Origin of the sequence: Aggregatimonas sangjinii, assembly GCF_005943945.1 — a bacterium.
Classification (GTDB): Bacteria; Bacteroidota; Bacteroidia; order Flavobacteriales; family Flavobacteriaceae; genus Pelagihabitans; species Pelagihabitans sangjinii.
On sequence record NZ_CP040710.1, the window covers coordinates 736053 to 761116 of the forward strand.

General features: G+C 43.3%; 26 protein-coding genes. 13 read left to right on the forward strand and 13 right to left on the reverse strand.

Annotated features, from left to right (window positions below):
- The first annotated feature begins 270 nt into the window (after positions 1–270).
- From FGM00_RS03030 to FGM00_RS03055, 6 genes are all read left to right on the forward strand, one after another.
- Positions 271–1032 (forward strand): transthyretin-like family protein, encoded by a 762-nt coding sequence (locus FGM00_RS03030; protein WP_138851489.1) that lies wholly within the window; start codon positions 271–273, stop codon positions 1030–1032.
- Entirely contained in the window at positions 1019–1801 is a 783-nt protein-coding gene (locus FGM00_RS03035) for a carboxypeptidase-like regulatory domain-containing protein (RefSeq protein WP_138851490.1), read from the forward strand. Before FGM00_RS03030 ends, FGM00_RS03035 begins: the two co-directional genes overlap by 14 nt.
- A 196-nt stretch (positions 1802–1997) precedes the next feature.
- Positions 1998–2504 (forward strand): DUF6702 family protein, encoded by a 507-nt coding sequence (locus tag FGM00_RS03040; RefSeq protein WP_138851491.1) that lies wholly within the window; start codon positions 1998–2000, stop codon positions 2502–2504.
- An 84-nt stretch (positions 2505–2588) separates the two neighbouring features.
- Positions 2589–4895, forward strand: coding sequence for a M1 family metallopeptidase (locus tag FGM00_RS03045; protein WP_138851492.1), 2307 nt, complete (start codon positions 2589–2591; stop codon positions 4893–4895).
- A 229-nt stretch (positions 4896–5124) separates the two neighbouring features.
- The gene (locus tag FGM00_RS03050; protein WP_138851493.1) at positions 5125–5451 is read left to right on the forward strand and encodes a Sec-independent protein translocase subunit TatA/TatB; all 327 of its coding nucleotides are present in this window, start codon (positions 5125–5127) and stop codon (positions 5449–5451) included.
- A 1-nt stretch (position 5452) separates the two neighbouring features.
- Positions 5453–6025: a phosphatase PAP2 family protein gene (locus FGM00_RS03055; protein WP_138851494.1), complete on the forward strand. Its 573-nt coding sequence runs from the start codon at positions 5453–5455 to the stop codon at positions 6023–6025.
- Here FGM00_RS03055 and FGM00_RS03060 read toward each other — a convergent pair.
- Positions 5985–6632, reverse strand: a complete 648-nt coding sequence (locus FGM00_RS03060) for an O-methyltransferase (protein WP_138851495.1) — start codon at positions 6630–6632, stop codon at positions 5985–5987. The genes FGM00_RS03055 and FGM00_RS03060 overlap by 41 nt on opposite strands.
- 253 nt (positions 6633–6885) lie before the next feature.
- On the opposite strand from FGM00_RS03060, the gene FGM00_RS03065 reads away from it, so the two are divergent.
- The 4 genes from FGM00_RS03065 (at position 6886) to FGM00_RS03080 (ending at position 11253) form a co-directional block, all read left to right on the forward strand.
- The gene (locus tag FGM00_RS03065; RefSeq protein ID WP_138851496.1) at positions 6886–7347 is read left to right on the forward strand and encodes a GNAT family N-acetyltransferase; all 462 of its coding nucleotides are present in this window, start codon (positions 6886–6888) and stop codon (positions 7345–7347) included.
- Positions 7348–7396: 49 nt separating this feature from the next.
- Positions 7397–8668, forward strand: a complete 1272-nt coding sequence (kynU, locus tag FGM00_RS03070; protein WP_138851497.1) for a kynureninase — start codon at positions 7397–7399, stop codon at positions 8666–8668.
- 96 nt (positions 8669–8764) lie between these two features.
- The gene (locus tag FGM00_RS03075) at positions 8765–9922 is read left to right on the forward strand and encodes an MFS transporter (RefSeq protein WP_138851498.1); all 1158 of its coding nucleotides are present in this window, start codon (positions 8765–8767) and stop codon (positions 9920–9922) included.
- Between the two features lie 284 nt (positions 9923–10206).
- A complete protein-coding gene (locus FGM00_RS03080) occupies positions 10207–11253 on the forward strand; it encodes a M12 family metallopeptidase (RefSeq protein ID WP_175416179.1) in 1047 nt (348 codons plus the stop codon).
- A gap of 118 nt (positions 11254–11371) precedes the next feature.
- Here the strand turns inward: FGM00_RS03080 and FGM00_RS03085 are convergent, their stop codons facing one another.
- Complete coding sequence (locus FGM00_RS03085) at positions 11372–12034, reverse strand: hypothetical protein (RefSeq protein WP_138851500.1); 663 nt, start codon at positions 12032–12034, stop codon at positions 11372–11374.
- 148 nt (positions 12035–12182) lie between these two features.
- On the opposite strand from FGM00_RS03085, the gene FGM00_RS03090 reads away from it, so the two are divergent.
- Together FGM00_RS03090 and FGM00_RS03095 are read left to right on the forward strand one after the other, a co-directional pair.
- On the forward strand, positions 12183–12731 hold the full coding sequence (locus tag FGM00_RS03090; RefSeq protein ID WP_138851501.1) for a ClpP family protease: 549 nt from the start codon (positions 12183–12185) through the stop codon (positions 12729–12731).
- Between the two features lie 221 nt (positions 12732–12952).
- Positions 12953–14293 (forward strand): FAD-dependent oxidoreductase, encoded by a 1341-nt coding sequence (locus FGM00_RS03095; RefSeq protein WP_138851502.1) that lies wholly within the window; start codon positions 12953–12955, stop codon positions 14291–14293.
- Here the strand turns inward: FGM00_RS03095 and FGM00_RS03100 are convergent.
- The 4 genes from FGM00_RS03100 to FGM00_RS03115 form a co-directional block, all read right to left on the reverse strand.
- Positions 14279–14638, reverse strand: coding sequence for a DUF2834 domain-containing protein (locus FGM00_RS03100; protein WP_138851503.1), 360 nt, complete (start codon positions 14636–14638; stop codon positions 14279–14281). The two genes, FGM00_RS03095 and FGM00_RS03100, sit on opposite strands and share 15 nt — an antisense overlap.
- Positions 14638–15096 (reverse strand): DUF4174 domain-containing protein, encoded by a 459-nt coding sequence (locus tag FGM00_RS03105; protein ID WP_175416180.1) that lies wholly within the window; start codon positions 15094–15096, stop codon positions 14638–14640. The genes FGM00_RS03100 and FGM00_RS03105 overlap by 1 nt, the downstream gene beginning before the upstream one ends.
- 85 nt (positions 15097–15181) lie before the next feature.
- Positions 15182–15961 carry a zinc ribbon domain-containing protein gene (locus tag FGM00_RS03110; RefSeq protein WP_138851505.1) on the reverse strand — a complete coding sequence of 260 codons (780 nt, stop codon included), beginning with the start codon at positions 15959–15961 and terminating at the stop codon, positions 15182–15184.
- Between the two features lie 2 nt (positions 15962–15963).
- Positions 15964–17058, reverse strand: a complete 1095-nt coding sequence (locus FGM00_RS03115) for a Nif3-like dinuclear metal center hexameric protein (RefSeq protein ID WP_138851506.1) — start codon at positions 17056–17058, stop codon at positions 15964–15966.
- Positions 17059–17105: 47 nt separating this feature from the next.
- Here FGM00_RS03115 and lpxK point away from each other — a divergent pair, with 47 nt between their 5' ends.
- Complete coding sequence (gene lpxK / locus FGM00_RS03120) at positions 17106–18110, forward strand: tetraacyldisaccharide 4'-kinase (RefSeq protein WP_317130247.1); 1005 nt, start codon at positions 17106–17108, stop codon at positions 18108–18110.
- On the opposite strand, the gene FGM00_RS03125 is transcribed toward lpxK, so the two are convergent.
- From FGM00_RS03125 to FGM00_RS03155, 7 genes are all read right to left on the reverse strand, one after another.
- Positions 18091–20313: a tetratricopeptide repeat-containing hybrid sensor histidine kinase/response regulator gene (locus tag FGM00_RS03125; RefSeq protein WP_317130248.1), complete on the reverse strand. Its 2223-nt coding sequence runs from the start codon at positions 20311–20313 to the stop codon at positions 18091–18093. The two genes, lpxK and FGM00_RS03125, sit on opposite strands and share 20 nt — an antisense overlap.
- Positions 20310–21320 (reverse strand): type I glyceraldehyde-3-phosphate dehydrogenase, encoded by a 1011-nt coding sequence (gene gap, locus FGM00_RS03130; RefSeq protein ID WP_138851508.1) that lies wholly within the window; start codon positions 21318–21320, stop codon positions 20310–20312. The genes FGM00_RS03125 and gap overlap by 4 nt, the downstream gene beginning before the upstream one ends.
- A gap of 106 nt (positions 21321–21426) precedes the next feature.
- On the reverse strand, positions 21427–22302 hold the full coding sequence (gene lipA, locus FGM00_RS03135) for a lipoyl synthase (RefSeq protein WP_138851509.1): 876 nt from the start codon (positions 22300–22302) through the stop codon (positions 21427–21429).
- A gap of 159 nt (positions 22303–22461) precedes the next feature.
- Complete coding sequence (locus tag FGM00_RS03140) at positions 22462–23019, reverse strand: RNA polymerase sigma factor (RefSeq protein ID WP_138851510.1); 558 nt, start codon at positions 23017–23019, stop codon at positions 22462–22464.
- 42 nt (positions 23020–23061) lie between these two features.
- Entirely contained in the window at positions 23062–23265 is a 204-nt protein-coding gene (locus tag FGM00_RS03145; protein WP_138851511.1) for a membrane or secreted protein, read from the reverse strand.
- Positions 23266–23340: 75 nt separating this feature from the next.
- The gene (locus FGM00_RS03150; protein ID WP_138851512.1) at positions 23341–24099 is read right to left on the reverse strand and encodes an anti-sigma factor; all 759 of its coding nucleotides are present in this window, start codon (positions 24097–24099) and stop codon (positions 23341–23343) included.
- A 63-nt stretch (positions 24100–24162) separates the two neighbouring features.
- Positions 24163–24732, reverse strand: a complete 570-nt coding sequence (locus FGM00_RS03155) for an RNA polymerase sigma factor (protein WP_138851513.1) — start codon at positions 24730–24732, stop codon at positions 24163–24165.
- Positions 24733–25064 lie beyond the last annotated feature (332 nt).

Here is a 25064-nt window from a genome sequence, read left to right on the forward strand (position 1 = left end):
GGACTCACAAAAATAGAATTATATAGATACAATACTTGTTAAATACGCCGATTAGAACCGCATATCGGATATATGGCGCCATAATAGGGTTGAACAGTTCAAAACATGCGAGTTGTTTGGTGCGGTTTCAGGGTATATGACGTGCTAGTGCTATAAATTAACAAAAGTTTAGTGGGCATCTTTTTTTTATGACCCCAACAAGTATTTTCTTTATCTACAACAATTGTATGTCCGAAACCCCTAAGGCATTCGACTAGAAAATCACCCTTGATGAAAAACACTACGCTGAAATCATTTTTCGCTATTTTTTTAATTCTTATCGCATACACCGTTTCCGCTCAGGAAGACGAGCGCGTGCTGCTCAGGGGTCAAGTACTGTATAACAATGTAAATGTGCCCGATGAGACCGTAATCAATATAACTACGGAAGATGCGACCATTACGGATGAAAATGGCCGATTTATGATTCCCGTAAAGCCCGGCGATGAGATTGCTTTTACCGCCGTGAACTATAAATTGCAGATATTCAAGATTACAGAAGAGCTGCTAAAGCGAGGGCGTTTGGTGGTCGAGGTAGAAGAGAAGGTTACCGAACTCGAAGAGGTGGTGGTGACCCCCGAACAGCAGAAAAAATTTCTGGAAATGCAGAATGAGCAATTCAAGGGCTATGAATTTGAGGAAGATCGTTCTACCGAAGTACGGAATATTGCCCTGTCGCAGGCCGAACAGGGCAGGGAAGGCGACTTGAATTTCGTGAATATCTTTAAGGCGCTCCTCAAAGCCGCCAAGAAAGAAAAGGTGGAGGAACGGCTGCCCATGAAACCAAGTGAAGTGCTGCGACTGGTATACGACGACGAATTTTTCGTATTGGACTTGAAACTGCCCCAAGACAAAATCGATAGCTTTCTGCTTTATCTCGACACCAAAAACCCCACACAATCCTTGTTGAAGAAAGACAACGAGTTCGAACTGATCGATTTTCTCGTTACCCACAGCAAAACCTATTTGAAGGAATTGGATGCCGAAGAGTAGATACGTTGTAGTTCTTTTTCTATTGCTTTCTTTTGCCGCCCACGGGCAATCTTTGCTATCCCGGGAACTCGAAGGCAAAGTATACAGTGATGATGGCGATGTTGCCGCGACCCACGTACTCAATACCACTACCGAACGCGCTGCTATTACCGATTTGAACGGGTATTTTAAGATAACCATGTCGTTAAACGACACCATTGTTTTTTCCGCAGTGCAGTACAAACGCAAGGAAATCGTGATTACCCAATCGATTTTCGATAGCAAATTTATTAATGTACCTCTGGAAAATGCCCTGACCGAGCTTGAAGAGGTCGTCGTCATGCCCTATAACCTCACCGGCGATATGAGTCGTGATGCCGACCGATTGGGTAAGGAGCGTATTATAACGGCTTCGACTTTAGGACTGCCAAACGCCTATGCAAAGTCGCTGACCAAAGCCGAACGTGTTTTATCCGAAGCTACATCCGGTGGTGGACTCGTTCCCCTTAACCCGATTCTAAATGGAATTTCAGGGCGGACCAAATACCTTAAAAAACAAGTTGAGTTGGAAAAAACCTATGCGCGAACCGAGCGGGTGAAAAGATTTTATGCCGATTCCCTAATCGTTGCGGATTTGAAAATTCCCCTAGAAAAAATAGACGATTTTCTGTATTTCTGTGAAATCGATTCTGCCTTTCAGACGACGGTGGATACCCATGACAAACTTAAAATTTGGGAGTTTATGGTACACAAGGGCAAGCTATACCGTGAGAATAACAAATTGGATTGAATACATTATAATAAGAATTCCGTTAGTGAAATTTTTCAAAGAATAGCGTTTGGGGGCAGCAGCAAGGCCATCTTGATTCGAAAAGCATGCAACAGGACAAAAAGGGCAGTCTTGACTCTTTTAAAATAGGGCTAATTCGCAAAGCGGCCTAGCTTTGGCATATGATTTGTTTATTTTTGGCAGAACGACTTTCCCTATGAGCACATTTAAAAAAACGTTGTTAATACTTTTACTTCCCTTATTTGCTTTTACAACGCTCCATAAGTTTTATTTGAGTGTGACCAATGTGGGCTATTCCGAAAAAGACGAAGCTTTGCAAATTACAAGCCGTGTTTTTATCGATGATTTCGAAGCCGCACTGTTGGCACGTTACGATTTTAAAGGGGAATTGGCCACGGAAAAGGAGGCGGCCCTGGCTGATGAATATATTGAAAAGTACATCCGCGCCAAATTTGTGATTTACATTGATGAAAAGGCTGCCGAATTCGATTTTATAGGCAAGCGGTACGAAGATGATTTGATGATTTGTTATATCGAAGTCCCGAACGTGCTGCTCTCCGACCATAAATCCATCACAATCCAGAATGAGATCCTAACAGATATGTACGACGAGCAACAGAACGTAGTGCATTTTAAGATTAATGGAAAGAAAAAAAGCTTTGTGCTTATCAGAGAAAATAATAAAGGAATGTTAAACTTGTAACAATTCTGAAGAGATACTAGAAAAAATTCTATTTTGCCCGGATTGAGCTAATTTGAATACGTTCCTAAACACTTAAAAAAGAAGATGACTAGATTAAAGTATTGTTTTGCATCGGTACTTTTCTTGTTCGCGGCAGTCGCCGTGGCACAGGAAGAGGCGCCGAAAGAGAGAGAAGGTGGGCACACCAATCAAAGTAAATTCAAGCAATTGTATGAGGAGTTCTCCACCCCGAATACTTATCGCTCGGCCTCGGGTGCACCGGGTCCCGACTATTACCAACAGCAGGCTAACTATGTCATGAACATTGAGTTGGATGATAAAAACCATAGGATACAGGGTGATGAGACCATTACCTATTTCAACAATTCGCCGGACGATCTCGAGTTTCTTTGGGTTCAGCTAGACCAAAACGTCAGAACGAAAGATTCAAAAGCGAAGCTAAAGAATGGCGATGGTGTTCCGCTGGCAGACCAGCCGGCAGCTTTCGCCTCGAAATATATGACCGAACCATTTGATGGGGGCTTTGTGATCGAGCATGTAAAGGATGCGGCCGGAAAGGCCTTGCCATACACGATTAATTTCACGATGATGCGTATTGATCTGCCGCAACCCTTAAAGAGCAAGGAGCAGATTTCTTTTTCCATCAAATGGAATTACAACATACCGGATCATACGGTGAACAGGGCAAGATCGGGCTACGAAGAGTTTTCCGATGGTAACCGTGCTTATGTTATCGCACAATTTTTCCCAAGAATGGTGGTCTATAATGACGTAGAGGGATGGCAAAACCATCAATTTTGGGGTAGCGGGGAGTTCGCATTGACCTTTGGCGATTATGACGTAAACATTACCGTGCCGGCGGATCACGTGTTGGATGCCACAGGGGTGCTTCAAAATAGAAAAGAGGTTTTTTCGAAGGAAATGATGAAACGCTATGAACAAGCGAAGAAATCATATGACAAGCCCGTCATCATCGTAACCGAGGAAGAGGCGGTAGCAGCCTCCCAAGGCTTTTCGGAAAAGAAGAAAACCTGGAAATTCAAGGCTGAGAATGTACGGGATTACGGTTTTGCTACTTCCAGAAGGTTTATCTGGGATATGCAGGCGGTAAAAGTGGGGAATAAAGATGTGATGGCGGTTTCGCTATACCCGAAAGAGGGAAACCCGTTGTGGGAGGAATTTTCCACGAAGGCGGTCGCCCATACCTTAAAGTCATATTCGGCGCATACCTTTGATTATCCTTATCCTAAAGCAATATCGGTACATGCGAAAAATCAAGGGATGGAATACCCGATGATTTGTTGGAACTATGGTAGACCTAATGAAGACGGTAGCTACAGCGATCGCGTCAAATACGGAATGATCAGTGTGATCATTCACGAGGTGGGGCACAATTACTTTCCGATGATCGTCAATTCCGATGAACGCCAATGGGGCTGGATGGATGAAGGTTTGGATACTTTTATGCAGTATATGGCCGAGCAGGAATTTGGGGAAGCATACCCTGAGGCCATTGCTCCGAATAAGGCCTATCCCTCCCGTAGGGGAGCACCGTCGAAAATCGTTCCGTATATGAGCGGCGATCAAAGTACGATCTCCCCGATAATGTCGAATCCCGAAAACGTATATCAATTGGGTCCCAATGCTTATGGGAAGCCCGCCACTGCCTTGAATATTTTGCGGGAGACCGTTATGGGAAGGGAGTTGTTCGACCACGCTTTCAAAACCTATTCCAAGCGTTGGATGTTCAAACACCCGACGCCCGAGGATTTCTTTAGAACGATGGAAGATGCTTCGGCAGTTGATCTCGATTACTATTGGAGAGGTTGGTTTTACACCACCGATTACGTAGATATTGGTCTAAAAGAGGTCAAAAAGTATTACGTATCGGATAAGCCTTCCAAGAAAATGCAGGAATATATGGCTGCGCGCAACATCAAGGAAGAAGATTTGCCACCATTGGTCTATTTGGCCGAAGAAGGGTCCGAGGATTTCGACGATAGTTTAAAAGGCAAAGCTCCATCTGAGAGTTCAAAGACCTTAAAGGAATTCATGATGGATAACCTTACCGAGCAGGAACGTATGGCGGTTAAGGAGCCAAAATATTTCTATCAAATTACATATGATAAGCCGGGCGGTATACCCATGCCATTGATCGTAGAGTATACCTATGCCGACGGAAGCACGGAGAACATTACCTATCCTGCCGAAATTTGGAGAAAAAACGATAAGGAAGTCAGTGTAGTCGTTTCTTCCCAAAAAGAATTGACCGGGGTTATCATAGACCCGAAAGCGGAAACGGCCGATATCGATACGACCAATAATTCTTGGCCAAAAAAAGAAACCAATACCGATTTCGATAAAATGAAGGAGACCATTAAAGGTAAATAGTCCCATCTTTTGATATTTTTGATAAGCCCTGTGAAGTACAGGGCTTTTTTTTGTTTAGCTGGGTGAACAGGTACCGAAAATTGTATCAAGAAGGCACCCATGGGTAGGCAGCTTCAGAATTCGCGTCAGACACAAGAATCCGATAAATTGAAAAATACGCTTACACCCTAACTTTAAAACCGTAGCGGTCTAACAATATTTACCGAGGAACAATTGTTATATTTGTACTATGTTTTTTACACATTTCTTATTCATAAGCGGAGGTGAGATTTTCTTTATCATGTTCATCGTGGTCATGGTTTTCGGTGCGGACAAAATTCCGGGTATCGCCAAAGGTCTTGGCAAAGGCATGCGCCAATTGAAAGATGCCACAGAGGATATTAAACAAGAAATACAGAGGAGCGCCGATAAACAGGGTATCGATACCAGTTTCGTAAGTGACATCAAAAAGGATATCGATGAGGTAAAGAACAATGTGAGCTCCGGTCTTTCCAAGGAGCTTGGTAGTGTTAAGGATAGTGTAGACGATATTACCGGCGCAATCAAAAGAAAGTAACATGTTGGATAAATTGCTCGAATGGGATAGGGACACCTTTGTTTACCTGAACAACCTCGGCATTGAAGAATATGATATCTTTTGGACTACCGTTACCGATTTCAACACATGGATTCCCCTATTTTTAACTTTTATCGGTCTGATTTTTTGGAAATACCCAAAGCGTGAAGCACTTTTCGTGCTATTGATCATCGCGTCCATGATTTTATTCGTGATGGCCGCTACCGATATTACCAAGTACTATGTGGCCCGCTTACGGCCAAATAACGCCGAGGAAATCAATACGTTGATACGCATTTTAAAGAGTCCGACTACCTTCAGCTTCTTTTCCGGGCATTCCGCTAGTTCTTTTTCGATTACCACGATTTTCGTGCTGTTTTTGAAAAACCGGTTCAAATGGAGTTGGCTATTTTATTTTTGGCCTTTGATTTTTGCCTCCAGCCGTATTTTTGTAGGGGTGCATTATCCCGTAGATATTATCGTTGGTATGATTGTAGGCATCTTATCCGCTATCTTTTTTTATCGAATATATATTAAGGTGTTATCACCCTACTTAAGGTTAAGCCATCCCTAATGGGTAGGAGTACCGTTTCCACGCGCTTGTCCTCTTTTAACCGGGTATTATAGTCTAATAAGATTCGGGTTACGGCATCTTTTGGATCTAACGGTTCTACGACCTTTCCAGTCCATAGGACATTGTCGGATAAAATGAGACTTCCGGGTCTGGTTTTATGTAAAACCGCCTCAAAAAAAGCGGGATAGTCTTTTTTGGCGGCGTCGATAAACACAAGATCGAATACATGGTTTAAAGTCGGGATAATTTCGAGGGCGTTCCCCGTGTGTTGGATAATCTGTTGGCCGTAGCCGCTTTTGTTGAAATACCTGCGTTGCATCTCGCTCAATTCTGCGTTCACCTCGATGGTGTGTAATTGGCCGTCAGGGGGCAGTCCCTCGGCGAGGCAAATGGCGGAATAGCCTGTATAGGTGCCGATTTCCAAAATATGCCGGGGACTGGTGATTTTGGATAGCATACTCAATACCCTACCCTGAAAATGCCCGGTAAGCATCCTGGGTCGAATCACTTTCAAGTGGGTTTCCCGTGTGAGTTCGCGTAAAAGTTCCGGTTCTTCCTCCGAATGGTTACTTATGTATTCTTCCAGCAAAGGCGATAAAAAGTGCATCGTTGAATTTTGACAAAAATAGCCATAAAATAAACGCTTCCTAAGTAGCTTTTCGGTATCGAGACTTGTGGTTCCTTTGGTATGCTGATACTTTTTCACGACATAATCATAGCCACAATTTGAAAATACGACCAAACTTGTCTGCCGGCGAGCAGGATAGAATACAAAAAATGCCCCCCGGTAGCTTTAGGGGTCAAGTGGATTTAGAATTCAAGAGGAGTTCACTATCTTGGAACGGTAAATTAGACCGAGAATGGGTGAGATTTTGGTAAGAAAAGCCACGCTGAAAGATTTGGAGGTATTATTGGAATACGAACAAGGGGTTATCGAAGCCGAAAGACCGTACGACCCTACCTTGGCCGAAAACCCTATTTTGTACTACGATTTGCCAGAACTGATTTCTTCAAGTGATGCGGAAGTTGTTGTTGGGGTCGCAGCCTCCCGAGTTATCGGTTGCGGTTACGCGCTAATCAAGAAAGCGAAACACTATTTAGACCATGAGGAGTATGCGTATCTCGGCTTTATGTATACCCATCCCGATTTTAGGGGAAATGGTGTTAATTCAAAAATTTTGGACGTTTTGAAATCTTGGGCGACCGAAAAGGAAGTTTCAGAGATAAGACTTACCGTTTACGATGAAAATGCATCGGCCATCAGGGCCTATGAAAAGTACGGATTCAAAAAGCATATTATCGAAATGCGATTGCCCGGATGAGCGGCAGCTATTCGTTAACGAAGTTGTATTTTTGAAGAAAATTATGGCTATGCAGTTTCAGAACAGTCTTGAATTCGCAAGACAATTAGATGCCGAAGACCCGCTAAGGAAGTATAGGGATGAGTTCCACTTTCCAAAGGTGAATGGGAAGCAAGTCATTTATTTTACCGGAAATTCTCTGGGATTGCAACCTAAAAGAACCCAAAAATTTGTCGATGAGGTCATGAACGATTGGGCAGCGCTTGCAGTCGAAGGTCATTTTCATGCAGAAAAACCGTGGTGGGACTACCACGAAAAATTAGCAGCCCCTTTGGCCATGGTAGTCGGTGCGAGGCCCGAGGAAGTTACCGTAATGAACACGCTTACGGTGAATTTGCATTTACTGATGGTTTCCTTTTACCGACCTACTGCGAAACGGTATAAAATCATCTGTGAGGAAAAGGCCTTTCCCTCCGATCAATACATGTTCGATAGCCAATTGCGTTTTCATGGGCTCGACCCCAACGACGCGCTGGTGGAACTTAAAAAAAGGGAAGGCGAGCATTATTGGCGTACTGAGGATATTATAAAGAAAATAGAGGAAACGGGCGACGAATTGGCCCTGGTACTGATCGGAGGCGTAAACTATTATTCCGGTCAGGTTTTCGATATGCAAGAAATCACCAAAGCCGGAAAAGCCGTAGGGGCCATGGTGGGCTGGGATTTGGCTCATGCTGTGGGGAATATCGAATTGTTACTTCACGACTGGGGTGTGGATTTCGCAGCCTGGTGCAGCTACAAATATATGAATAGCGGCCCCGGAAATGCCTCGGGCGTTTTTGTGAACCAAAGGCATTTAAACAAAAAAGACATACAGCGTTTCGAAGGCTGGTGGGGTACTAAAAAGGAAACCCGTTTCTTGATGAAGCCCGAGTTCGAGCCAATGGAGAATGCCGATGCATGGCAAATCAGCAATGCCCCGATTTTGTCGGTCGCACCGTATTTGGCTTCCTTAGGCATGTTCGAAGAAGTGGGTATGAACGCATTGATAGACAAGCGAAAAAAGATAGTGGCGTATTTGGAGTTTATCCTGGAGGAAATAGACAAAGAAGTCGATGGTACTTTTGAAGTCATTACACCGCCGGATCGCGGTTGTCAATTATCCGTTTTCTTGCACGGGCAGGGCAAACCACTCTTCGATTACTTGATGGAAAACGGAGTAATAACCGATTGGCGTGAACCCAATGTGATTCGTTTGGCCCCAGCACCATTCTATTGTTCCTATGAAGATATGTACCGGTTCGGTCAGATTTTGAAAAAAGGTATATTAAAAAATACATAGTGAATGACAATACTACTATGGGGCATCAAGCTTGTTCTTCATATTTCTGATGAAGTAGAAACATTTGACAGAAAGACTAACGAAGTAAAGGCTTGAATGAAATCACTACATCTTATCCTTTCAAATCCTAGATACTTTGGCCCCGCGTGGGTTTTTGCCAGTCTGAATATCTTATTTGGTACTTGGGCCATCTACATTCCTACCGTCAAGGAAAATCTGGGTATAGATAAATCGCAGCTGGGCATCGCAATTTTTTTCTTGTCGCTTGGGGTATTTACCGTCTTTCCCGTTGCGGCAAGGATCATCAATAAAATAGGAGTTGGAAGGGCCACATGGTACGGGGTATTGTGTAGCTGTGCGGCTGCCATATTACCCTTGTTGGCGCCGAGTTATTACACTTTAATGGCCAGCCTCTTCCTTTTCGGCGCTTCCAACGGTTTTACCGATATCGCAATGAATACTTTGGTTACCGAAGTGGAAAAAAAGGACGGAACGAATTTTATGTCGGCTGCACATGGTTTTTTCAGTTTGGGAGGGGTTTTGGCCGGCCTGGGAAGTTTTCTGATCGGTCCTCTTGACAACCCGGTGCTGCATATGGGTATGGCCGTGGCCTTGGTTTTGATAGTTAACCTGATTTTCCATAAGAAATTCAAGCATATTATTGCCGCTATCACTGAGAACGAGGGGTTTAGCCTTAAAGTGTTTAGGCCATTGTTGCTACTCGGTCTTATTTCTTTTGTAGCTATGGGAAGCGAAGGTGCGATTGTTGATTGGAGTGGCCTGTATCTAAAGGAAATAAGTATCGCCCCCGAACCACTTTGGGGTGCAGGATTTCTAGGCTTTCAAATTACAATGACGGTAGGTCGATTTTTAGGGGATGGCGTAAGTGCCAAGCTGGGGTCCATTCCCATGGTGGCCTGGGGTACGGTGCTCGTTATTGCGGGATACGGTCTGGTCTTGACTACGAATATGTATTTGTCTATTATCGGATTTTCCCTCAGCGGACTCGGTTTTTCGGTCATGGTGCCGGAATTGTTTCGCATTGGGGGCAAGGTAAGGGGTGTGGCGTCTTCGCAGGGTATTGCCTTTATCGCAGGTTCAGGCTATGCAGGTTTCTTATGCGCGCCGCCCATCATCGGGCAAATCGCTGATGCTTCTTCCCTTGTAACGTCTTTTTGGGTGCTGCTTTGTTGTGCCATTTTTATTTTAGTGGCTACTTTTGCCTTGTTCGGCCAAAAAGTAAAAAAAGCCTAGGCGAGTAAACTTCGGAATATAAAAACTTCATCTTCAAGTTTCGACTATTTGATAGATACCTTCTGTAGTATTTCAATACAAATACCAATAAATCAGCATTTTAATAGCTTATTTAACACTTTCTATGCAATAATCGCAATATTAATTTGCTGATTTCATTTTTTTTACAGTTTACCGTTCGTCGAAAATATGACCCTCTCGTCGCTGTTTTCTCAGTTATATCCGTACATACAATTGTTATTTAACCCCAAAATTAAATGAACATGAAAACTAAAAATGAAAAAATGAAACGAAGAAACAAAATGTACCGTATTGCTATGGTGGCTATGGTGTTTGCTTTGGGATTTACCTCCTGTGAAAAAGACACCATTACCAATGAACCCGAGACAGCTGTGGAAAATCAAGAAGAGGCTGTAGATCAGGAATCACAATTCATTACCAAGTATTTTTTAGGTACTGAGGTAAAGGTTAGATTAGAGGAAGATGGCACCTACAGTTTGGCTGGCAGTGATGCCCGATTATTTGAAGACCAACTCACTGACAGTCCATCGGACTTTGACGAAAATCCAAACCCTGAAGATGGCCTTACCGCTCTGGGCCTTGGTGGCGGTGTGCGAAAATGGACGAATAGTACCATTGTTTACCAAATTCAAGGATTGAGCTCATCGGTACGATCTGAGTTGCAAAAGTCTTTTGATGAGTGGACGAGCAAAACGAACGTTCGCTTTAAAGAGCGTACCAACGAATCGAACTATGTAACCATTTCCTCCTCGGGTTCTAACAGCAATTCTGGCGTGGCTACCCTAGGGATGAACGGGAATAGGGGATTTATTCGACTCGGTACCCGTGCCACGGCAGTAGTTATCATTCATGAAATTGGCCACACCTTAGGCTATATTCATGAACAGAATCGCAGTGATAGGGATGATTTCATCATTATCAATTTCCAGAACATACAGGATAACGCGGTAGACCAGTTTTTCAAAAGTAGTTCGGCTACGCTGGTTACCAGTCAATTCGACATCAATTCGACCATGATGTACGGGAGTTATACGTTTACTAAAAACGGTCAACCGACCATCACGGATCTGAACGGAAATGTATTACCACGACGACAGGCAAGGGTATCCGATCTTGATATTGCTGGTACCAATTCTATTTATCCGGCGGTAGATGGCGAAAACCCTAACCCACCGACAGCTGATGCTTGTGACGGTGTTCAGGAATGGTCTCGTTTTCGGAGGTACAATGTTGGTGATCGTGTTACGTATAGAGGGCGCTTATACGAACGGGACTTTACCAGATGGAATTTCATCAAAAATTGTGGATAGCAACAATCGGGGTTGAAGTTTAAAGGACACCGTTCATGTCTAAAAAAATGAACATTGGCATTGAAAAACCGCTCGAGAGAGCGGTTTTCTTTTTTTGAATGATTTGGCCACCTAAAAATCAGTTCATCTCGATATCGGTAAAATAGAGCTTGAAATTTCCTTCGGGCATTTTGTGTATTTTGGCCAATTTGATGCCGTTTATGTCTTCATAATCTTCAAAAGTGGTCATCATTGATGGGGTAGGGGCGTTGCCCTTTCGAAATACCCATTCTTGAACGATGAAATCATCACCAAAATAAAAGTCATAGGCGTCGCCAGGGGTATATCCACCTTCGGCACCGTACGTAATGGTCAATTTCTGCATGGTTTTTTTGCTAATGGGTGCTTCGGCCTCTGCGCTGTGTTCATGCGTAATATTGTCACTATCCCATACCAACTGGTAGGGTGCCAACAACCAATATTTGTCATTGATGAAGCCTGCATTGGTCTTGTGGGCAGCGCTGTCCATTTCCGACCAATTGTATTCCATTGTTCCTTCATCGGAAATAGCCGTAATATCATTGGTTTTCGGTTGCCAAATCCACGTTCGCTCGAAGTGGGAGGTATCGCGATCTACATTGAAGGTAAACTTGATTTTTTCTACGTTCGCCCAATTTTCAAAACCGTTGGCGTTTGCCACTTTTTGTAATATGGAAGGTTCCTGAGGATCCGATTTACCAAGTATTGTAAAGCTTGAGGATAGTACTGTTACAGCCAAGAGGCCAAAGAGATATTTTTTCATGGTTCTCGATTTTTGTCAAAGATAGGGGCTAAAGCCGTTCAAATAGTTAGAAAGATAAGATTTATAAGGGCAGACGAATGTCCTTGTCACAACTACTATTTTTTCGAAAAGAAATGATTAATTTTGAAATTCAATAAGAAAGACAAAAATGAGTTCAAAAAAAGGAAAAATACAAGAGGCCATAGACGAAAAAATGTTGGATGAACGCAAGGTGTTCCTTTGGGGCATGGTTGATGACGATTCCGCAAAGCACGTTATCGATCGCCTGTTGTATTTGGATTTGCAGAATGACAAAGAAATACAACTCTACATCAATAGCCCGGGAGGATATGTCACCTCCGGTTTTGCGATGTACGATACCATCAGGTCATTAAAGAGTCCGGTATCGACCATTTGTACTGGTCTGGCGGCATCAATGGGTTCGATATTGCTCTCCGTAGGAAAAAAAGGAAGACGTTTTATACAACCACATGCGCAGGTCATGATTCACCAACCGAGTGGTGGCGCTAGGGGTCAAGCTTCGAATATTGAGATCCAAGCACGGGAAATCATAAAAACTAAGGAGTTGAGCGCCCGACTTTTGGCCGACAATTGTGGGCAGAAATTCGAAAAAGTACTCAAGGATTTTGATCGCGACTATTGGATGAGTGCCGAAGAGTCCGTTGAATACGGAATCGTTGATGGTATTATGAAGTGATTTACGAATTCTCAAAATTAGAAAAAGTCCTTCGCAGTGTATGTGAAGGACTTTTTGCATATATATAGACGCTTTCGCGGGATATATTATATACGCGACAGATGTTGAATTGGTCTTTCGTACCATGTTAAAAAAAGGCTAACTTTAGTCATTGATTTAAAACCCTTTCTTTCCGAATACGTTTTTTATGATTAGTATGCCGTTCCTCTGATAAAATTAGCATGAAACAAACATCAAAGAACATCGCCATTATCGGTTCAGGTCTCGTAGGTTCGCTACTTGCCATTTATTTGAAGCGCCGCGGGCACCTTGTAACCGTTTTTGACCGTAGGCCGGATATTCGAAATATAGAGTTTTCCGGTCGTTCCATTAATTTGGCAATGAGCAATCGTGGATGGCGTTCCCTACGAGAGGTGGGTATCGAGGCTGAAATCAAAAAAATCGCCATTCCTTTGGACAAGAGGGCAATGCATGTTGTGGGGAAATCGCAATATTACCAAAAGTACGGAAAGGAAGGTGAAGCCATTTGGTCGATTTCGAGGGGCGTATTGAACAAGAGGATGATCGATTTGGCCGAAAAAGCCGGCGTATCGTTTCGATTCGAGGAAAAAGTATGGGATATCGATTTGCCCGAGGCGAAAGTCTATACGGGAGAGACTGAAAAGGGGCATTGGTCGGAATACCAATACGATATGGTCTTTGGTTGTGACGGTGCCTTTTCAAGGGTACGCCACAAAATGCAGCGTCGCAGTCGTTTCGACTATTCCCAAGATTTTATAGATGTGGGTTATAAGGAATTGACGATACCTGCCAATGCCGACGGAACACACAAATTGGATAAGAATTCCTTCCATATTTGGCCGCGGGGCAGGTTCATGCTTATCGCCATGCCCAATCTGGACGGGAGTTTTACCTGTACCTTGTTCATGCCTTTTGAAGGGGAGGTGTCCTTTGAAAATATTAGGACGAAAGCGCAGGCAAAAACCTTTTTCAGTACGTACTTCCCGAATGTCATGCAGGTGATGGATGATTTGATGGAAGATTTTTTCAAAAACCCGACCAGTGCCATGGTAACCATGAAATGCTATCCTTGGTCGTATTGGGATAAGGTTGCCCTAGTAGGCGACTCGGCCCATGCCGTGGTTCCCTTTTACGGGCAAGGAATGAACGCCGGTTTTGAGGATATTTATGTATTGGACCAATATATGGGGCAATTTGGAGACGATTGGGAAACCATTTTTATGAAATACCAAGAAGATCGCAAGCCCAATGCAGATGCCATAGCCGAACTCAGCTACCGTAATTTTATCGAGATGAGCAGCAAAACGGCAGATGCCAAATTTTTATTACAGAAAAAAATAGAAAAGCATTTCGCCGCGAAGCATCCTCAGAAGTGGGTTCCGGCTTACTCCCGTGTTACATTCTCCGAACGGCCCTATGCCGAGGCACTGGCTATGGGCGATGCTCAAGAGGCCATCATGCAAACTATCATGAACATTCCAGGTATTGAGAAGAAATGGGATAGTAGCGAGGTGGAGGAGCGGATGCTAGGCTTGCTGTAAGTCCTTTTTTTGCTTTCGTATGTTACGCTCCCGAAAAAACAAGAATAACGGAAAACTGAAGGCCAATGCCACTAAAAATGTCAAAGGGATATAAACCCACCAATGGCGCATCTTCAATTTTCGGGCTTCATAAACCATCCACACCAAGAACACGATAGCCACAACGGCAATATCGGCATTTATCGATTTTGCCGGTAGTGTAGTTTTCGTAAGTGCAATAAAATTGCCGATCGAGGTGTCTGCTACCTCCGTATAAAACCGAATATTGAAATACCAAGTGGCGCACAACCCTATAATGGCCAATACCAAAAAAAAGATTTCGATCGTAGTAAATTTTGGTCTCATCACTTATTCCTAATTTCCGATCGGCGCATGGGCATGCCGTCTATCAGGTCGAAAATTTCTTCCGGTTCTACCTGAAAATCCTTTTTCAGCTTGCATCCACCATCTTTACCAAACAACAAAACGCCGGTAAAATCCGATTTGATACGGGCAGTTTTACGAATTTCGGTAATTCGAATATCTACCTTCTCATAGCTTTCGTCAAAAACATCGCGTCGAGTGGCCAAAAACAAAACTAAATCGCGTTCAGCCATTTCTTCTTCTGTATTTCGGAACTGCTCCAGTTGATTCTGCATCGCTTGTGAATCGATAGTTTTTCCTACCAGAAAGACGATTCTGTTTTTCCATTTATAATCGTCAAGGCTTTGGGCGATGGTCGTCATCGGTGCTAGCATGGTTAGTGTAATCAGAAGGAAATAGCATTGCGCAATTTTCTTTGAAAAGTAATCCTTCGTTTTCATTGCAACAGTATTTAAGATAAGGTACAAAAAAAAGCCATCCGGAGTTTTTATCGGGATGGCTTTTTGATAGCTTGATATAAGCTGCTTATAAGTTTGAGAACATCTTGTGCATTTTTTCCTGTTCTTCCTCTGCCAGGGTAGGGTCGACCAAAATACGACCACTGTGCTCATCGGTTATGATTTTTTTGCGTGAGGCGATCTCGACTTGTACTTGGGGCGGAATGGTAAAGAAAGAACCCCCAGAGGCACCTCTTTCGATCGCGACCACGGCCAAGCCGTTCTTCACATTGCTTCGAATGCGTGCGTAAGCTTTCACCAAGCGCTCATCAATATCTTTCTGGAATTTTTCCGATTGCGACAACAAGGCTTTTTCCTCTTTCTCGGTCTCGGCCAAGATATCGTTCAATTCGTTCTTTTTGTGTTTTAAATGTGATTCCCTTTCGCTTAAACGTTCCTTGGTCTCGGCGATAACCACTTTCTTTTGTTCTATCTGCGCCTTAAATTCCTTAATGTTCTTTTCGGCCAGTTGAATTTCAAGTTCCTGAAATTCCAATTCTTTACTTATAGAGTTGAATTCACGGCTATTGCGAACGTTCTTTTGCTGCTCTGTATATTTCTTGATCAACGCTTTCGATTCGTCGATAAGGTTTTTCTTGGCCCCGATCTCGAAGTTGATCGTCTCCACATCGGTCTTGAGTTTGTCCATCCTTGTTTTCAGGCCCGATACTTCATCTTCCAAATCTTCAACTTCCAACGGAAGCTCACCACGTACATTTCGTATTTCGTCAACCCTAGAATCTATTAATTGCAAATCGTACAATGCCCTTAACTTCTCTTCTACCGTTGCTTCTGCTTTTTTCGCCATACTTATAAATAATTGATTGGATTGGTTTTACTTTCCGATAAACGGACTGCAAAATTAGGCAATTTTTCCTTAAGATAATCAACTAAAAGATTTTTTGTAAACTGCTCAGTCTCAAAGTGTCCGATATCGGCAATTACCAATTTGTCTTCGGCCTCATAGTATTGGTGGTATTTGATATCCGAAGTGATGAACATATCGGCTCCTGCGGCGCGTGCAGCCCCTATGGCAAAGGCTCCGCTACCTCCCAAGACAGCGACTTTTTTAATTTTTTTGTGTAGTAACTTGGAATGACGGATGCCTTCCGCCTTCATTTTTTCCTTAACCTGATGCAGGAAATCGATGTCCATAAGCGGTTTTTCAAGAGATCCGATCATACCCATTCCTAAGGTCGCATTTGTATTGTCGAGGGTCAGCACTTCATAGGCAACTTCTTCGTAAGGATGGTTTTCGAACAACGCCTTTAGAATTTTACCTTCGTCCGATGCCGAAAAAACCATGTTTATGCACAATTCGGTTTCGTGATGCGTTTTCCCGATTTCTCCTTTTGTCGGATTGGCACCTGTTTTTGCCCGATAGCTTCCTGTGCCCTCCGTACCGAAACTGCAATGACTGTAATTTCCGATATGGCCTGCTCCTGACGCGAACAACGCTTCTTTCAAGACCATTGCATTCTCGATGGGAACATAGGTTGTCAGCTTTTTGAGCATCCCTTTTTTGGGAATGAGGATTTTCGGATTCTGAACTCCCAAGACTTCGCATATTTTGGCATTCACTCCATTTGTAGCATTGTCCAAGGCCGTATGCATGCTGTAAATGGAAATATTGTTTCGAATCGCCTTCAGCACCACCCGTTCCACATAATTTTTTCCTGTAATTTTTTGAAGGCCCGAGAAGATGATAGGATGGAAGCTTACGATTAAATTGCAACGGGTGTCTATAGCTTCGTCGACCACGTTTTCCAAAGTGTCCAATGTGACCAGAATCCCGGTAACGTCAGCGGTATGATTCCCTACCAAGAGGCCGACATTGTCAAAATCCTCGGCCTGGCCAAGTGGTGCCAATTCTTCAAGCAGTGTTGTTATTTCGTTTACGGTCATGTTATAGGGGTAAGATTCCAAAGATAAAATATATATTCGTTGTCGTGATGTTGCTTAGAAAAATACTATTTCCGTTTTCCTTGCTCTATGCCCTTGTCGTAAGGGTTCGAAATTACCTGTATGATACGGATATTTGGGAGTCCATGGTATTCCAAACGAAGGTAATTTGTATTGGAAATCTCAGTGTTGGAGGTACCGGCAAAACGCCCATGGTCGAATACCTGCTATCCCAACTTCAGCCTCATTTCAAAATAGCGGTTTTAAGTAGGGGTTACAAGCGAAAATCACAGGGGTTTCTACTGGCGAATAGTGATAGTACGGTGGCGGAATTGGGCGATGAACCTTTTCAAATACATCGTAAATTCCCGAAAGTGAAGGTTGCTGTAGATGCCGATAGGCGCAACGGAATCGCCATTTTGGAAAAAGATGTTCAACCCGATTTGATTGTATTGGACGATGCCTTTCAGCACCGGAAGGTGAAGGCCGGACTGAACATCCTTCTTACGGCTTACGGGAAATTATATTCAGAGGATTGGTACCTACCTACGGGTAATCTCAGGGATAGCAGGAGTGCGGCCCGTCGGGCGGATTTGATTGTCGTGACCAAATGCCCTTCCGAATTATCGGAAATGGAAATAGTGGGTATACGCGAGCGTTTAAAACCACGGTCGAACCAGAAGTTGTTGTTCGCTACGTTGCACTATGCCGACGAATTTCCCGGTGATGATCAAGCAAAGAAATTAGACTTCTTTATGAACAAAAACGTAACGCTTGTAACGGGCATCGCCGACCCGACACCACTAACGGATTATCTAAAGGCAAAGACGCTACAATTTGAACATCTTAAGTATACGGACCACCACTCTTTTACGGCTGCCGAGTTAAAATTGCTGAATGAAAAGGAAATCGTCCTGACCACCGAGAAGGATTATGTACGTCTCAAAAACAAGGTAAACAACCTATACTATATACCAGTGGCACATCAGTTTTTAGGAAACGATGCAACTATTTTGACTTCTGAATTGAAGGATTTTATGAAGCGGTATGCTTAGCCCTTTTGCTCTCGAAAATGTTCTCCCCAATTTTTTGATAAAAAACTTCCGGTTTAAAGGGCTTGGTGACCACGTCGTCGCATCCGGCCGCATAAAAAGCCTCTAAACTATCATCCAAGGAAATAGCGGTGAGAGCTACAATGGGAGTGGTGTTGTCGAATTTTCGGATCTCTATCGTCGCTTGGTCTCCGCTAATGCCGGGCATATGAATATCCATAAGAATCGCATCGTACGAATTGGCCTTTGCCATGGCGACAGCCTCCTTGCCATGGTTTGCGATGTCGGAAGTAATTTCCTTTTTGGAAAGCATTTTCTTGGTGATTACCTGGTTGATTTTGTTGTCTTCCACGATCAGTATATGCAATCCTTTAAAGTCGTAATCGATTTTGGTAATTTCAAAAGGCACATCGTCTACTAGACTATCTTTGCTCTTTAACTTCAACTCGAAAAAGAAAGAGCTTCCCTGGCCCAATTCGCTCTCTAGCTGAATCTCACTCTCGAAAAGTCCTAACAAACTTTTGACGATGGTAAGCCCTAAGCCCGTTCCGCCGTATTCGCGGTTGATTTGTTTTGAGCCTTGTTCAAACCCTTCGAAGATATTTTCTTGCTGATCTTTAGAAATTCCGATACCATTGTCCTCGACTTCAAAATAAACCGTTACATCCTCTTCTATGGTCCGCATTAATTTGGCCTTGACCTTCACCACTCCATTTTTGGTGAATTTAAGGGCGTTGCCCACGAGGTTCATAAAAACCTGCGAGAGTTTTAAGGGGTCGCTCATCAGGTGTGAAGGAATATCGTCGTCGTACTCCAGAATAATTTGGGTATTGTTCTCCTTGGCACTTTGCTGTAAAGAGTCAATGACCTCCTGAAGCATTTTTTTCAAATTGAAATCGATATTCAGGGGCTCTAGTTTGTCGGCATCTATTTTGTTGATCTGTAGGATGTCGTTGATGAAATTGAGTAGGTAGTCCCCTGAGAATTTTAACGATTTCAGATGCTCCTTTTGGTTTTTGGTCGGATTTTCCTCCAGTAGGAGGTGTGTAAGTCCGGTTACGGCGTACAGCGGCGTTCGTAGTTCGTGGCTTACGGTCGAAAGGAAGTTTGTTTTGGCCTCCATAGCCTGTACTGCGGCATCACGGGCCGTTTGCAACTCGTTGTTCTTGATTTGCAATAGGTCGTTGGTCTTTAACTTGATTTGGTTGTTCCTGTAAAGGGAGACGGCCAAAAGCGAAATGATCGTTAGAAAGGCCGAAGTCAATATCGCTATGATTTCAGAGCGGTTTTCGGACTCGCTCAACTCGGCATTTCGTTCTTCCAAACGACCGATTTCCGAATTCATTCGGTTCACATTGATTTGGTCCGCTGTTTTGGTTTCGGTTTTTAGTCGATCAAGGGTGAAAACCGAATCTTTTATATTCAACAAATTGTCCTTATTGGCCAAGGCGAGCTCATAGCGTCCCATTTTAGCGTAAAGGTCTGCCAACAAGCCGTTCACTTCGATAATTTCATTAAAGAAGTTGTTTTTGGTGGCGATGTTCAGCGCGGTTTCCGCGTCGGCAACGCTTTCATCCATCTTTTCAAGCGCCAGATTCAATCGCGCTAGTCCGATGTATGCCTTCATCGCGAGGTATTCTTGCTCGTACGGATCGGTATTGACAACCAACGAGTTGAAATTCATCGAGGCCACATCGTATTTTTCAAGCCCCATATAAATATTTCCCTCTACCAAGAGAATGTTGTTGAGTAGGTTACGATCATTACTCATTTTTCGCGTTTCCTCAAGATCCGCAATGGCCTGATAGGGATTCTCATCCTTATATTTTCCGATGGCCGCGATGAACTGATGCACCGCACTGCCGTAGGGGTACTCGATATTGGTGAGTGCTTTCTTGGCGCGATCCCAATAAAAATCGGCATCGCTACGTCGGTTCATGCGCAAATAGAGACTTGCAAATTTATGGTAACTATCGATCAAGGCTTTAAAATCACCATTTTTTTCGGCAACTATCGAAGCGTTTTCAATAGCCTTGAGCGCTTTTTCCGTTTGACTTTGATTGCCTAAAGACCTAGCCTCGTTGAAATAGTACTCGGGCGTTTTATGCGGTATCGAATCTTGTGCGAAAAGTGGTAAAGCCATACCGAACAACACTAAAAAAAGCATGACTATAGTGCGTGTAGTATGTAGGTGTCTAGTTTTCAAATGTAGTCTTTAGCAATGAGCAATTCCATTAAGTCTATGATTCGGTAACTATACCCGGTTTCATTGTCGTACCAGCCGATGATTTTAACCATAGTTCCTATGACCGAAGTCATCTGAGAATCAAACGTACAAGAGTAAGAACTATTGTTTACATCGACCGATACTATTGGGTCTTCGGTATATAAAAGTATATTTTTAAGCGTAGTACCGGAAATTTTCTCAAAGGTTTCGTTGATTTCAATAATGGAAGTCGGCCGTTTTACGTTAAAGGTAATATCGGTCAACGAGCCATTCGGGACCGGCACTCGAATACCGCAACCTCCGATAACATCGGAAAGATGAGGGAAAATTTTGGTCAAAGCCTTCGCTGCTCCCGTCGTAGTGGGGACTATAGATTGACCTGCTGCCCGAGCCCGCCGTAAATCATGGTGTGGTTGGTCGTGCAGACTTTGATCGGTGGTATAGGAGTGTATGGTGGTAATATAGGCTTGTTCGATGCCGCAAAGGTCGTCAATAACCTTGATCATAGGGGCGGCATTGTTGGTGGTACATGAAGCGTTGGAGAGGATATGATCCTCGACTTTGATAGTATCCTCATTGATGCCAAAAATGACCATTTTAATCTCGTCATCCGTGGGGGGTACCGATAGGATGACCTTTTTGACGCCATTGGCAATATGATGGCTCAGGCTTTTCCTATCCTTAAATTTACCCGTGGCTTCAACGACAATGTCGACCTGGTGCTGTTTCCAGGGAATCGCCGCCGGATGACCGGCGTTCAGTAAGGCGATTTTTTGGCCGTTAACGATGATATTTTTTTCGTTGTGGTGCACTTCTCCCTGAAAAACCCCGTGTATGCTATCATATTTCAATAAATGGGATAGGGTTTTGCTATCGGAAAGATCATTTATCGCCCTTACCTTGATTTGGGGATGCTGCTGCAACAAACGAAATACCCTACGCCCAATACGGCCAAATCCGTTAATACCGATGTTGATTGTCTTCATTGGATATTTTGGAGAATTTTTCACGTGACTTCCTGCGATAGGCGCATTTAAAGGAATCGCTCACCGAAATAGTAAGTATGGGCGTCTACCACAATGTAAAAAGTGACTAATTAATGTGTTTATGCGCCTTATATGAAGATCGTACCAAAGCACCACTTTCTACATGGCGAAAACCGAGTTGCAACCCTATTTCCTCATACTTTTTGAACTGCTCTGGGAGAATAAACTCCTTTACCGGCAAATGTTTTTTAGATGGCTGCAAATACTGACCGATAGTAACCACATCTACATTAGCTCTTCTGAGATCTTCCATGGTCTCGATTACCTCTTCCTCCAATTCTCCCAAGCCTAGCATGATACCCGATTTAGTTCGGTTGATACCATTGGCACGCAGATACCGTAAAACCTCGAGGCTACGTTCGTATTTGGCCTGTATGCGTACTTCACGGGTAAGTCGTTTTACCGTTTCCATATTATGCGAGACTACTTCCGGAGTTACTTCGATGATTCTATCCAAATGTCTTTCGATACCTTGAAAATCGGGAATTAGGGTCTCCAAGGTCGTTTCGGGGTTCATTCTACGAATGGCCTTGACGGTTTCTGCCCAGATGATAGAGCCCATATCCTTTAAATCGTCTCGATCTACAGAGGTGACCACGGCATGCTTGATGCCCATTATTTTAATAGATCGGGCTACTTTTTCAGGTTCCGCCCAATCGACCGACGATGGGCGTCCGGTCTTTACACCGCAAAAACCACAGGAACGGGTACACACATTTCCCAATATCATAAAAGTGGCCGTACCCTCTCCCCAGCATTCGCCCATATTCGGGCAGCTACCTGAGGTGCATATGGTATGAAGGTCATATTTTTCAACCAAGCCCCGTAGTTGGGTGTATTTTTTACCTGTAGGCAGTTTTACCCTAAGCCACTTCGGTTTTCCCTTCGGGGGAAGTACATTGGTATTGGCATCATTGCTCATAGTACAATTTTCAACAAAGATACGAAGTAATCGGGTTTGCGCCTTACAATGACCGTTTATCGCCATACGCTTTTCGCAATAGGTAAATTATCACCTAATCGGTTACGTTTCCTATAGAGGTAGTATGATGTGGAGCAAGGCGTGAATAGCCAAAAATCGTTACCGTTTCTTGATGATTTCGGCGAGAAGTTTTTTAGCACGCAGGAGCTTTACCTTAACATTGTTCATTGGTTCGTTAAGCTCTGCGGCAATATCGGCATAACTCATTTCATTGAAGTAACGTAGGTTGATGACTTCCTGATAATGTGGCTTTAATTTCTCGATATCCCGCAATAAATGGGCGAGGTTTTGTTCGGTAATAAGTCGGTCTTCTACAGTGGGCGCATCGTCCAACACTTTTTTTACCGCATCATTGGTACCACTGGATTCCAAAATGTCGCGTTTGCGTTTTCTGACCATATCGATGTGGATGTTCTTCGAGATAGCGATCAGCCAAGTCTTGAACTCGTAGGAGCTATCGTAAGTGGCGATTTTATCGAAAGCTTTAGAGAAGGTCTGGATGGTAATGTCCTCGGCGTCGTTTTCGTTATGGGTACGTTTTAACTGAAAGCCGTACACCATGTTCCAGTAAGTGTCCAGTAAGGTGCTAAATGCAATTTGGTTGCCCGTTTTCGCCTTTTCGATGATGTCGGCGAGGTTATGGGCGGAATTATCCAAAAGGCATGATTTTGATGGACAGCTATGGCTGTCGGATTTAAGTTAGAGAGATGTACTTTCTTTTTGGCAATCTTGTTCGCTGGGTAATTTCCCGCACATGCCACAGGCTTGTCCGTCTTCATTTAAAAATGGACTTTGGCTGGCACAGGTACCTGCAAATTCGCCATCTTTTTTTGACCAGATTTTTATGGCGATACCGGCGAAGGCCACGGCCAATAATCCAACGGTTAGCAAGAAAAGTTTCATGTCTACTATTTTCAACAAAGTTACAAAAAAAAGCCCCGACGGAATGCCGAGGCTTTTGAAAGTATTCTTTAACGATTAATACGAAATGTTCGCCACAATATTTTCTACGGTCGGTGTTTCATTGCCGCCTTTTGGCTCTATGGTAATGTACCCTATTGCTTCATCGGAATATGGCAAAGCCATTAGCTTTTCCTTGTCGCCCGCTTCTTGTATCACACCGAGGTTGATCATTTTGCCGTTGACCTCAGCCCACATTTGGTAACACTGATTTTCAGGTAAGTTGGGCAACTTACTTACGTTGATATAGGAAAGCTTTTTTACGGGATTCACATAAGCGACCGCCTTCAGCTCTTTCGCTTTCTTATTGCCTTGCACGTTGTATTTCTTTGTCTTCGGATTGTTCAGCACAATGAACTGGTTGCGCATATCTTCCAGACCTTGCTTCATGTCTTCCTTCAGCAATTCTATTTGATTGGTGACCATCTCATTTTCTTCCTGAAGACTCTGATTTTGGTCATAGAAGAAATACGACGCCCCCGCGAACATTACGGTCGCAAAACTAGCCGCTACGGCGTATCTGAAAAAACGTTTCCGTCCAACATTCTCCGATTTGATTCGGGCCAGTATTTTGGCCTTAAGTCCCTCAGGAGTTTTCAAGGCATGCATTTTTGCAAAAGCTTCCAAATTATCTTGAAGTTCATCGTACGTCTTACGTACTTCAGGATGCATGGCAATGTAACGCTCTACCTGCAGATTCTCTTCCTCGGTGGTCGTACCTAAAAGGTATTTTTCCAACAAATCGGAATCCAAGAAATTTTTTATTTTATCTTTCATTGTTAAGTTCATTTGTTCAGAGGGGTTGAAGCCGTATTAATCATTACGAGCTATTCCTCCGATTTAGATTTGTATAAGGTTGGTCAAAAGCAGCAATACCAACGGCGATCCGTAAATTTTCTTCAACTCCCGAAGTCCGATTTTTAGCCTCGATTTTATCGTTCCCAAAGGAATATCAAGTTCATCACTAGCCTCCTGTTGGGTCATACCTTGAAAAAATAAGGCCTCAAGTACGATTTGATACTTATTCTCGATTTTTTCCAAGTTTTCACGAACATCGATAAGCTCAGGCTTAATGCTTTCGATTCCAAGATTATATACGTCGGAAACGTCCATTTGGATTTCCTTATCCGATTTTGTGTTTTTGCTTCGTAATTTGTCAATAGCGGTGTTGCGCGTAATCCTAAAAAGCCAAGTAAATAATTTGGCTTTGGCCGGGTCATAAGAGTCGGATTTCTTCCAAATCTTTACGAAACTCTCCTGTAAGATATCCTGTGCTAGTTCTTCGTTACGTACGACTTTATTGGCCACCCCGAAAAGGGTGTCTCCGTAATGTTCGTACAACAGGGAAATAGCCTTTTCATTCCGCTCCTGAAGCAATTCTACAATGTGCTTTTCAAGAAGTGTGCTCATATAGTGGGTACGATTAAAATTTTTTCGTGGTCGGGGCATCCAACTACACCATCTTAACCGTATATAGTGAAACGCTAATTTATAAAATTGATTGTAAATTGGCGTGTTCTCAAAATTTTATTACTAAATGTACAACTGGTAATTGTACATTTAATTTTTGGTTAGTTTGGTTTGGTATAGCCCCCGGATGAATTTTCATTCGGGGGTTATTTTATTTCAGGAGCCACTGAGTGGCTTTACATATCTTAAATAGAGCCTAGTAGTAGCTCAAGTTTTTCGCTTCAAGATGGGTTGCAGCGTGTTTTTGGAATCGGTGGAAAAATAATTTCCTG

What these genes read in the sequence shown, in the direction of transcription:
- FGM00_RS03030 (WP_138851489.1), top strand. Translation starts at nt 271, where the DNA reads ATGAAAAACACTACGCTGAAATCATTTTTCGCTATTTTTTTAATTCTT.
- FGM00_RS03035 (WP_138851490.1), top strand. Translation starts at nt 1,019, where the DNA reads ATGCCGAAGAGTAGATACGTTGTAGTTCTTTTTCTATTGCTTTCTTTT.
- FGM00_RS03040 (WP_138851491.1), top strand. Translation starts at nt 1,998, where the DNA reads ATGAGCACATTTAAAAAAACGTTGTTAATACTTTTACTTCCCTTATTT.
- FGM00_RS03045 (WP_138851492.1), top strand. Translation starts at nt 2,589, where the DNA reads ATGACTAGATTAAAGTATTGTTTTGCATCGGTACTTTTCTTGTTCGCG.
- FGM00_RS03050 (WP_138851493.1), top strand. Translation starts at nt 5,125, where the DNA reads ATGTTTTTTACACATTTCTTATTCATAAGCGGAGGTGAGATTTTCTTT.
- FGM00_RS03055 (WP_138851494.1), top strand. Translation starts at nt 5,453, where the DNA reads ATGTTGGATAAATTGCTCGAATGGGATAGGGACACCTTTGTTTACCTG.
- FGM00_RS03060 (WP_138851495.1), bottom strand. Translation starts at nt 6,632, where the DNA reads ATGCACTTTTTATCGCCTTTGCTGGAAGAATACATAAGTAACCATTCG.
- FGM00_RS03065 (WP_138851496.1), top strand. Translation starts at nt 6,886, where the DNA reads ATGGGTGAGATTTTGGTAAGAAAAGCCACGCTGAAAGATTTGGAGGTA.
- kynU (WP_138851497.1), top strand. Translation starts at nt 7,397, where the DNA reads ATGCAGTTTCAGAACAGTCTTGAATTCGCAAGACAATTAGATGCCGAA.
- FGM00_RS03075 (WP_138851498.1), top strand. Translation starts at nt 8,765, where the DNA reads ATGAAATCACTACATCTTATCCTTTCAAATCCTAGATACTTTGGCCCC.
- FGM00_RS03080 (WP_175416179.1), top strand. Translation starts at nt 10,207, where the DNA reads ATGAAACGAAGAAACAAAATGTACCGTATTGCTATGGTGGCTATGGTG.
- FGM00_RS03085 (WP_138851500.1), bottom strand. Translation starts at nt 12,034, where the DNA reads ATGAAAAAATATCTCTTTGGCCTCTTGGCTGTAACAGTACTATCCTCA.
- FGM00_RS03090 (WP_138851501.1), top strand. Translation starts at nt 12,183, where the DNA reads ATGAGTTCAAAAAAAGGAAAAATACAAGAGGCCATAGACGAAAAAATG.
- FGM00_RS03095 (WP_138851502.1), top strand. Translation starts at nt 12,953, where the DNA reads ATGAAACAAACATCAAAGAACATCGCCATTATCGGTTCAGGTCTCGTA.
- FGM00_RS03100 (WP_138851503.1), bottom strand. Translation starts at nt 14,638, where the DNA reads ATGAGACCAAAATTTACTACGATCGAAATCTTTTTTTTGGTATTGGCC.
- FGM00_RS03105 (WP_175416180.1), bottom strand. Translation starts at nt 15,096, where the DNA reads ATGAAAACGAAGGATTACTTTTCAAAGAAAATTGCGCAATGCTATTTC.
- FGM00_RS03110 (WP_138851505.1), bottom strand. Translation starts at nt 15,961, where the DNA reads ATGGCGAAAAAAGCAGAAGCAACGGTAGAAGAGAAGTTAAGGGCATTG.
- FGM00_RS03115 (WP_138851506.1), bottom strand. Translation starts at nt 17,058, where the DNA reads ATGACCGTAAACGAAATAACAACACTGCTTGAAGAATTGGCACCACTT.
- lpxK (WP_317130247.1), top strand. Translation starts at nt 17,106, where the DNA reads ATGTTGCTTAGAAAAATACTATTTCCGTTTTCCTTGCTCTATGCCCTT.
- gap (WP_138851508.1), bottom strand. Translation starts at nt 21,320, where the DNA reads ATGAAGACAATCAACATCGGTATTAACGGATTTGGCCGTATTGGGCGT.
- lipA (WP_138851509.1), bottom strand. Translation starts at nt 22,302, where the DNA reads ATGAGCAATGATGCCAATACCAATGTACTTCCCCCGAAGGGAAAACCG.
- FGM00_RS03145 (WP_138851511.1), bottom strand. Translation starts at nt 23,265, where the DNA reads ATGAAACTTTTCTTGCTAACCGTTGGATTATTGGCCGTGGCCTTCGCC.
- FGM00_RS03150 (WP_138851512.1), bottom strand. Translation starts at nt 24,099, where the DNA reads ATGAAAGATAAAATAAAAAATTTCTTGGATTCCGATTTGTTGGAAAAA.
- FGM00_RS03155 (WP_138851513.1), bottom strand. Translation starts at nt 24,732, where the DNA reads ATGAGCACACTTCTTGAAAAGCACATTGTAGAATTGCTTCAGGAGCGG.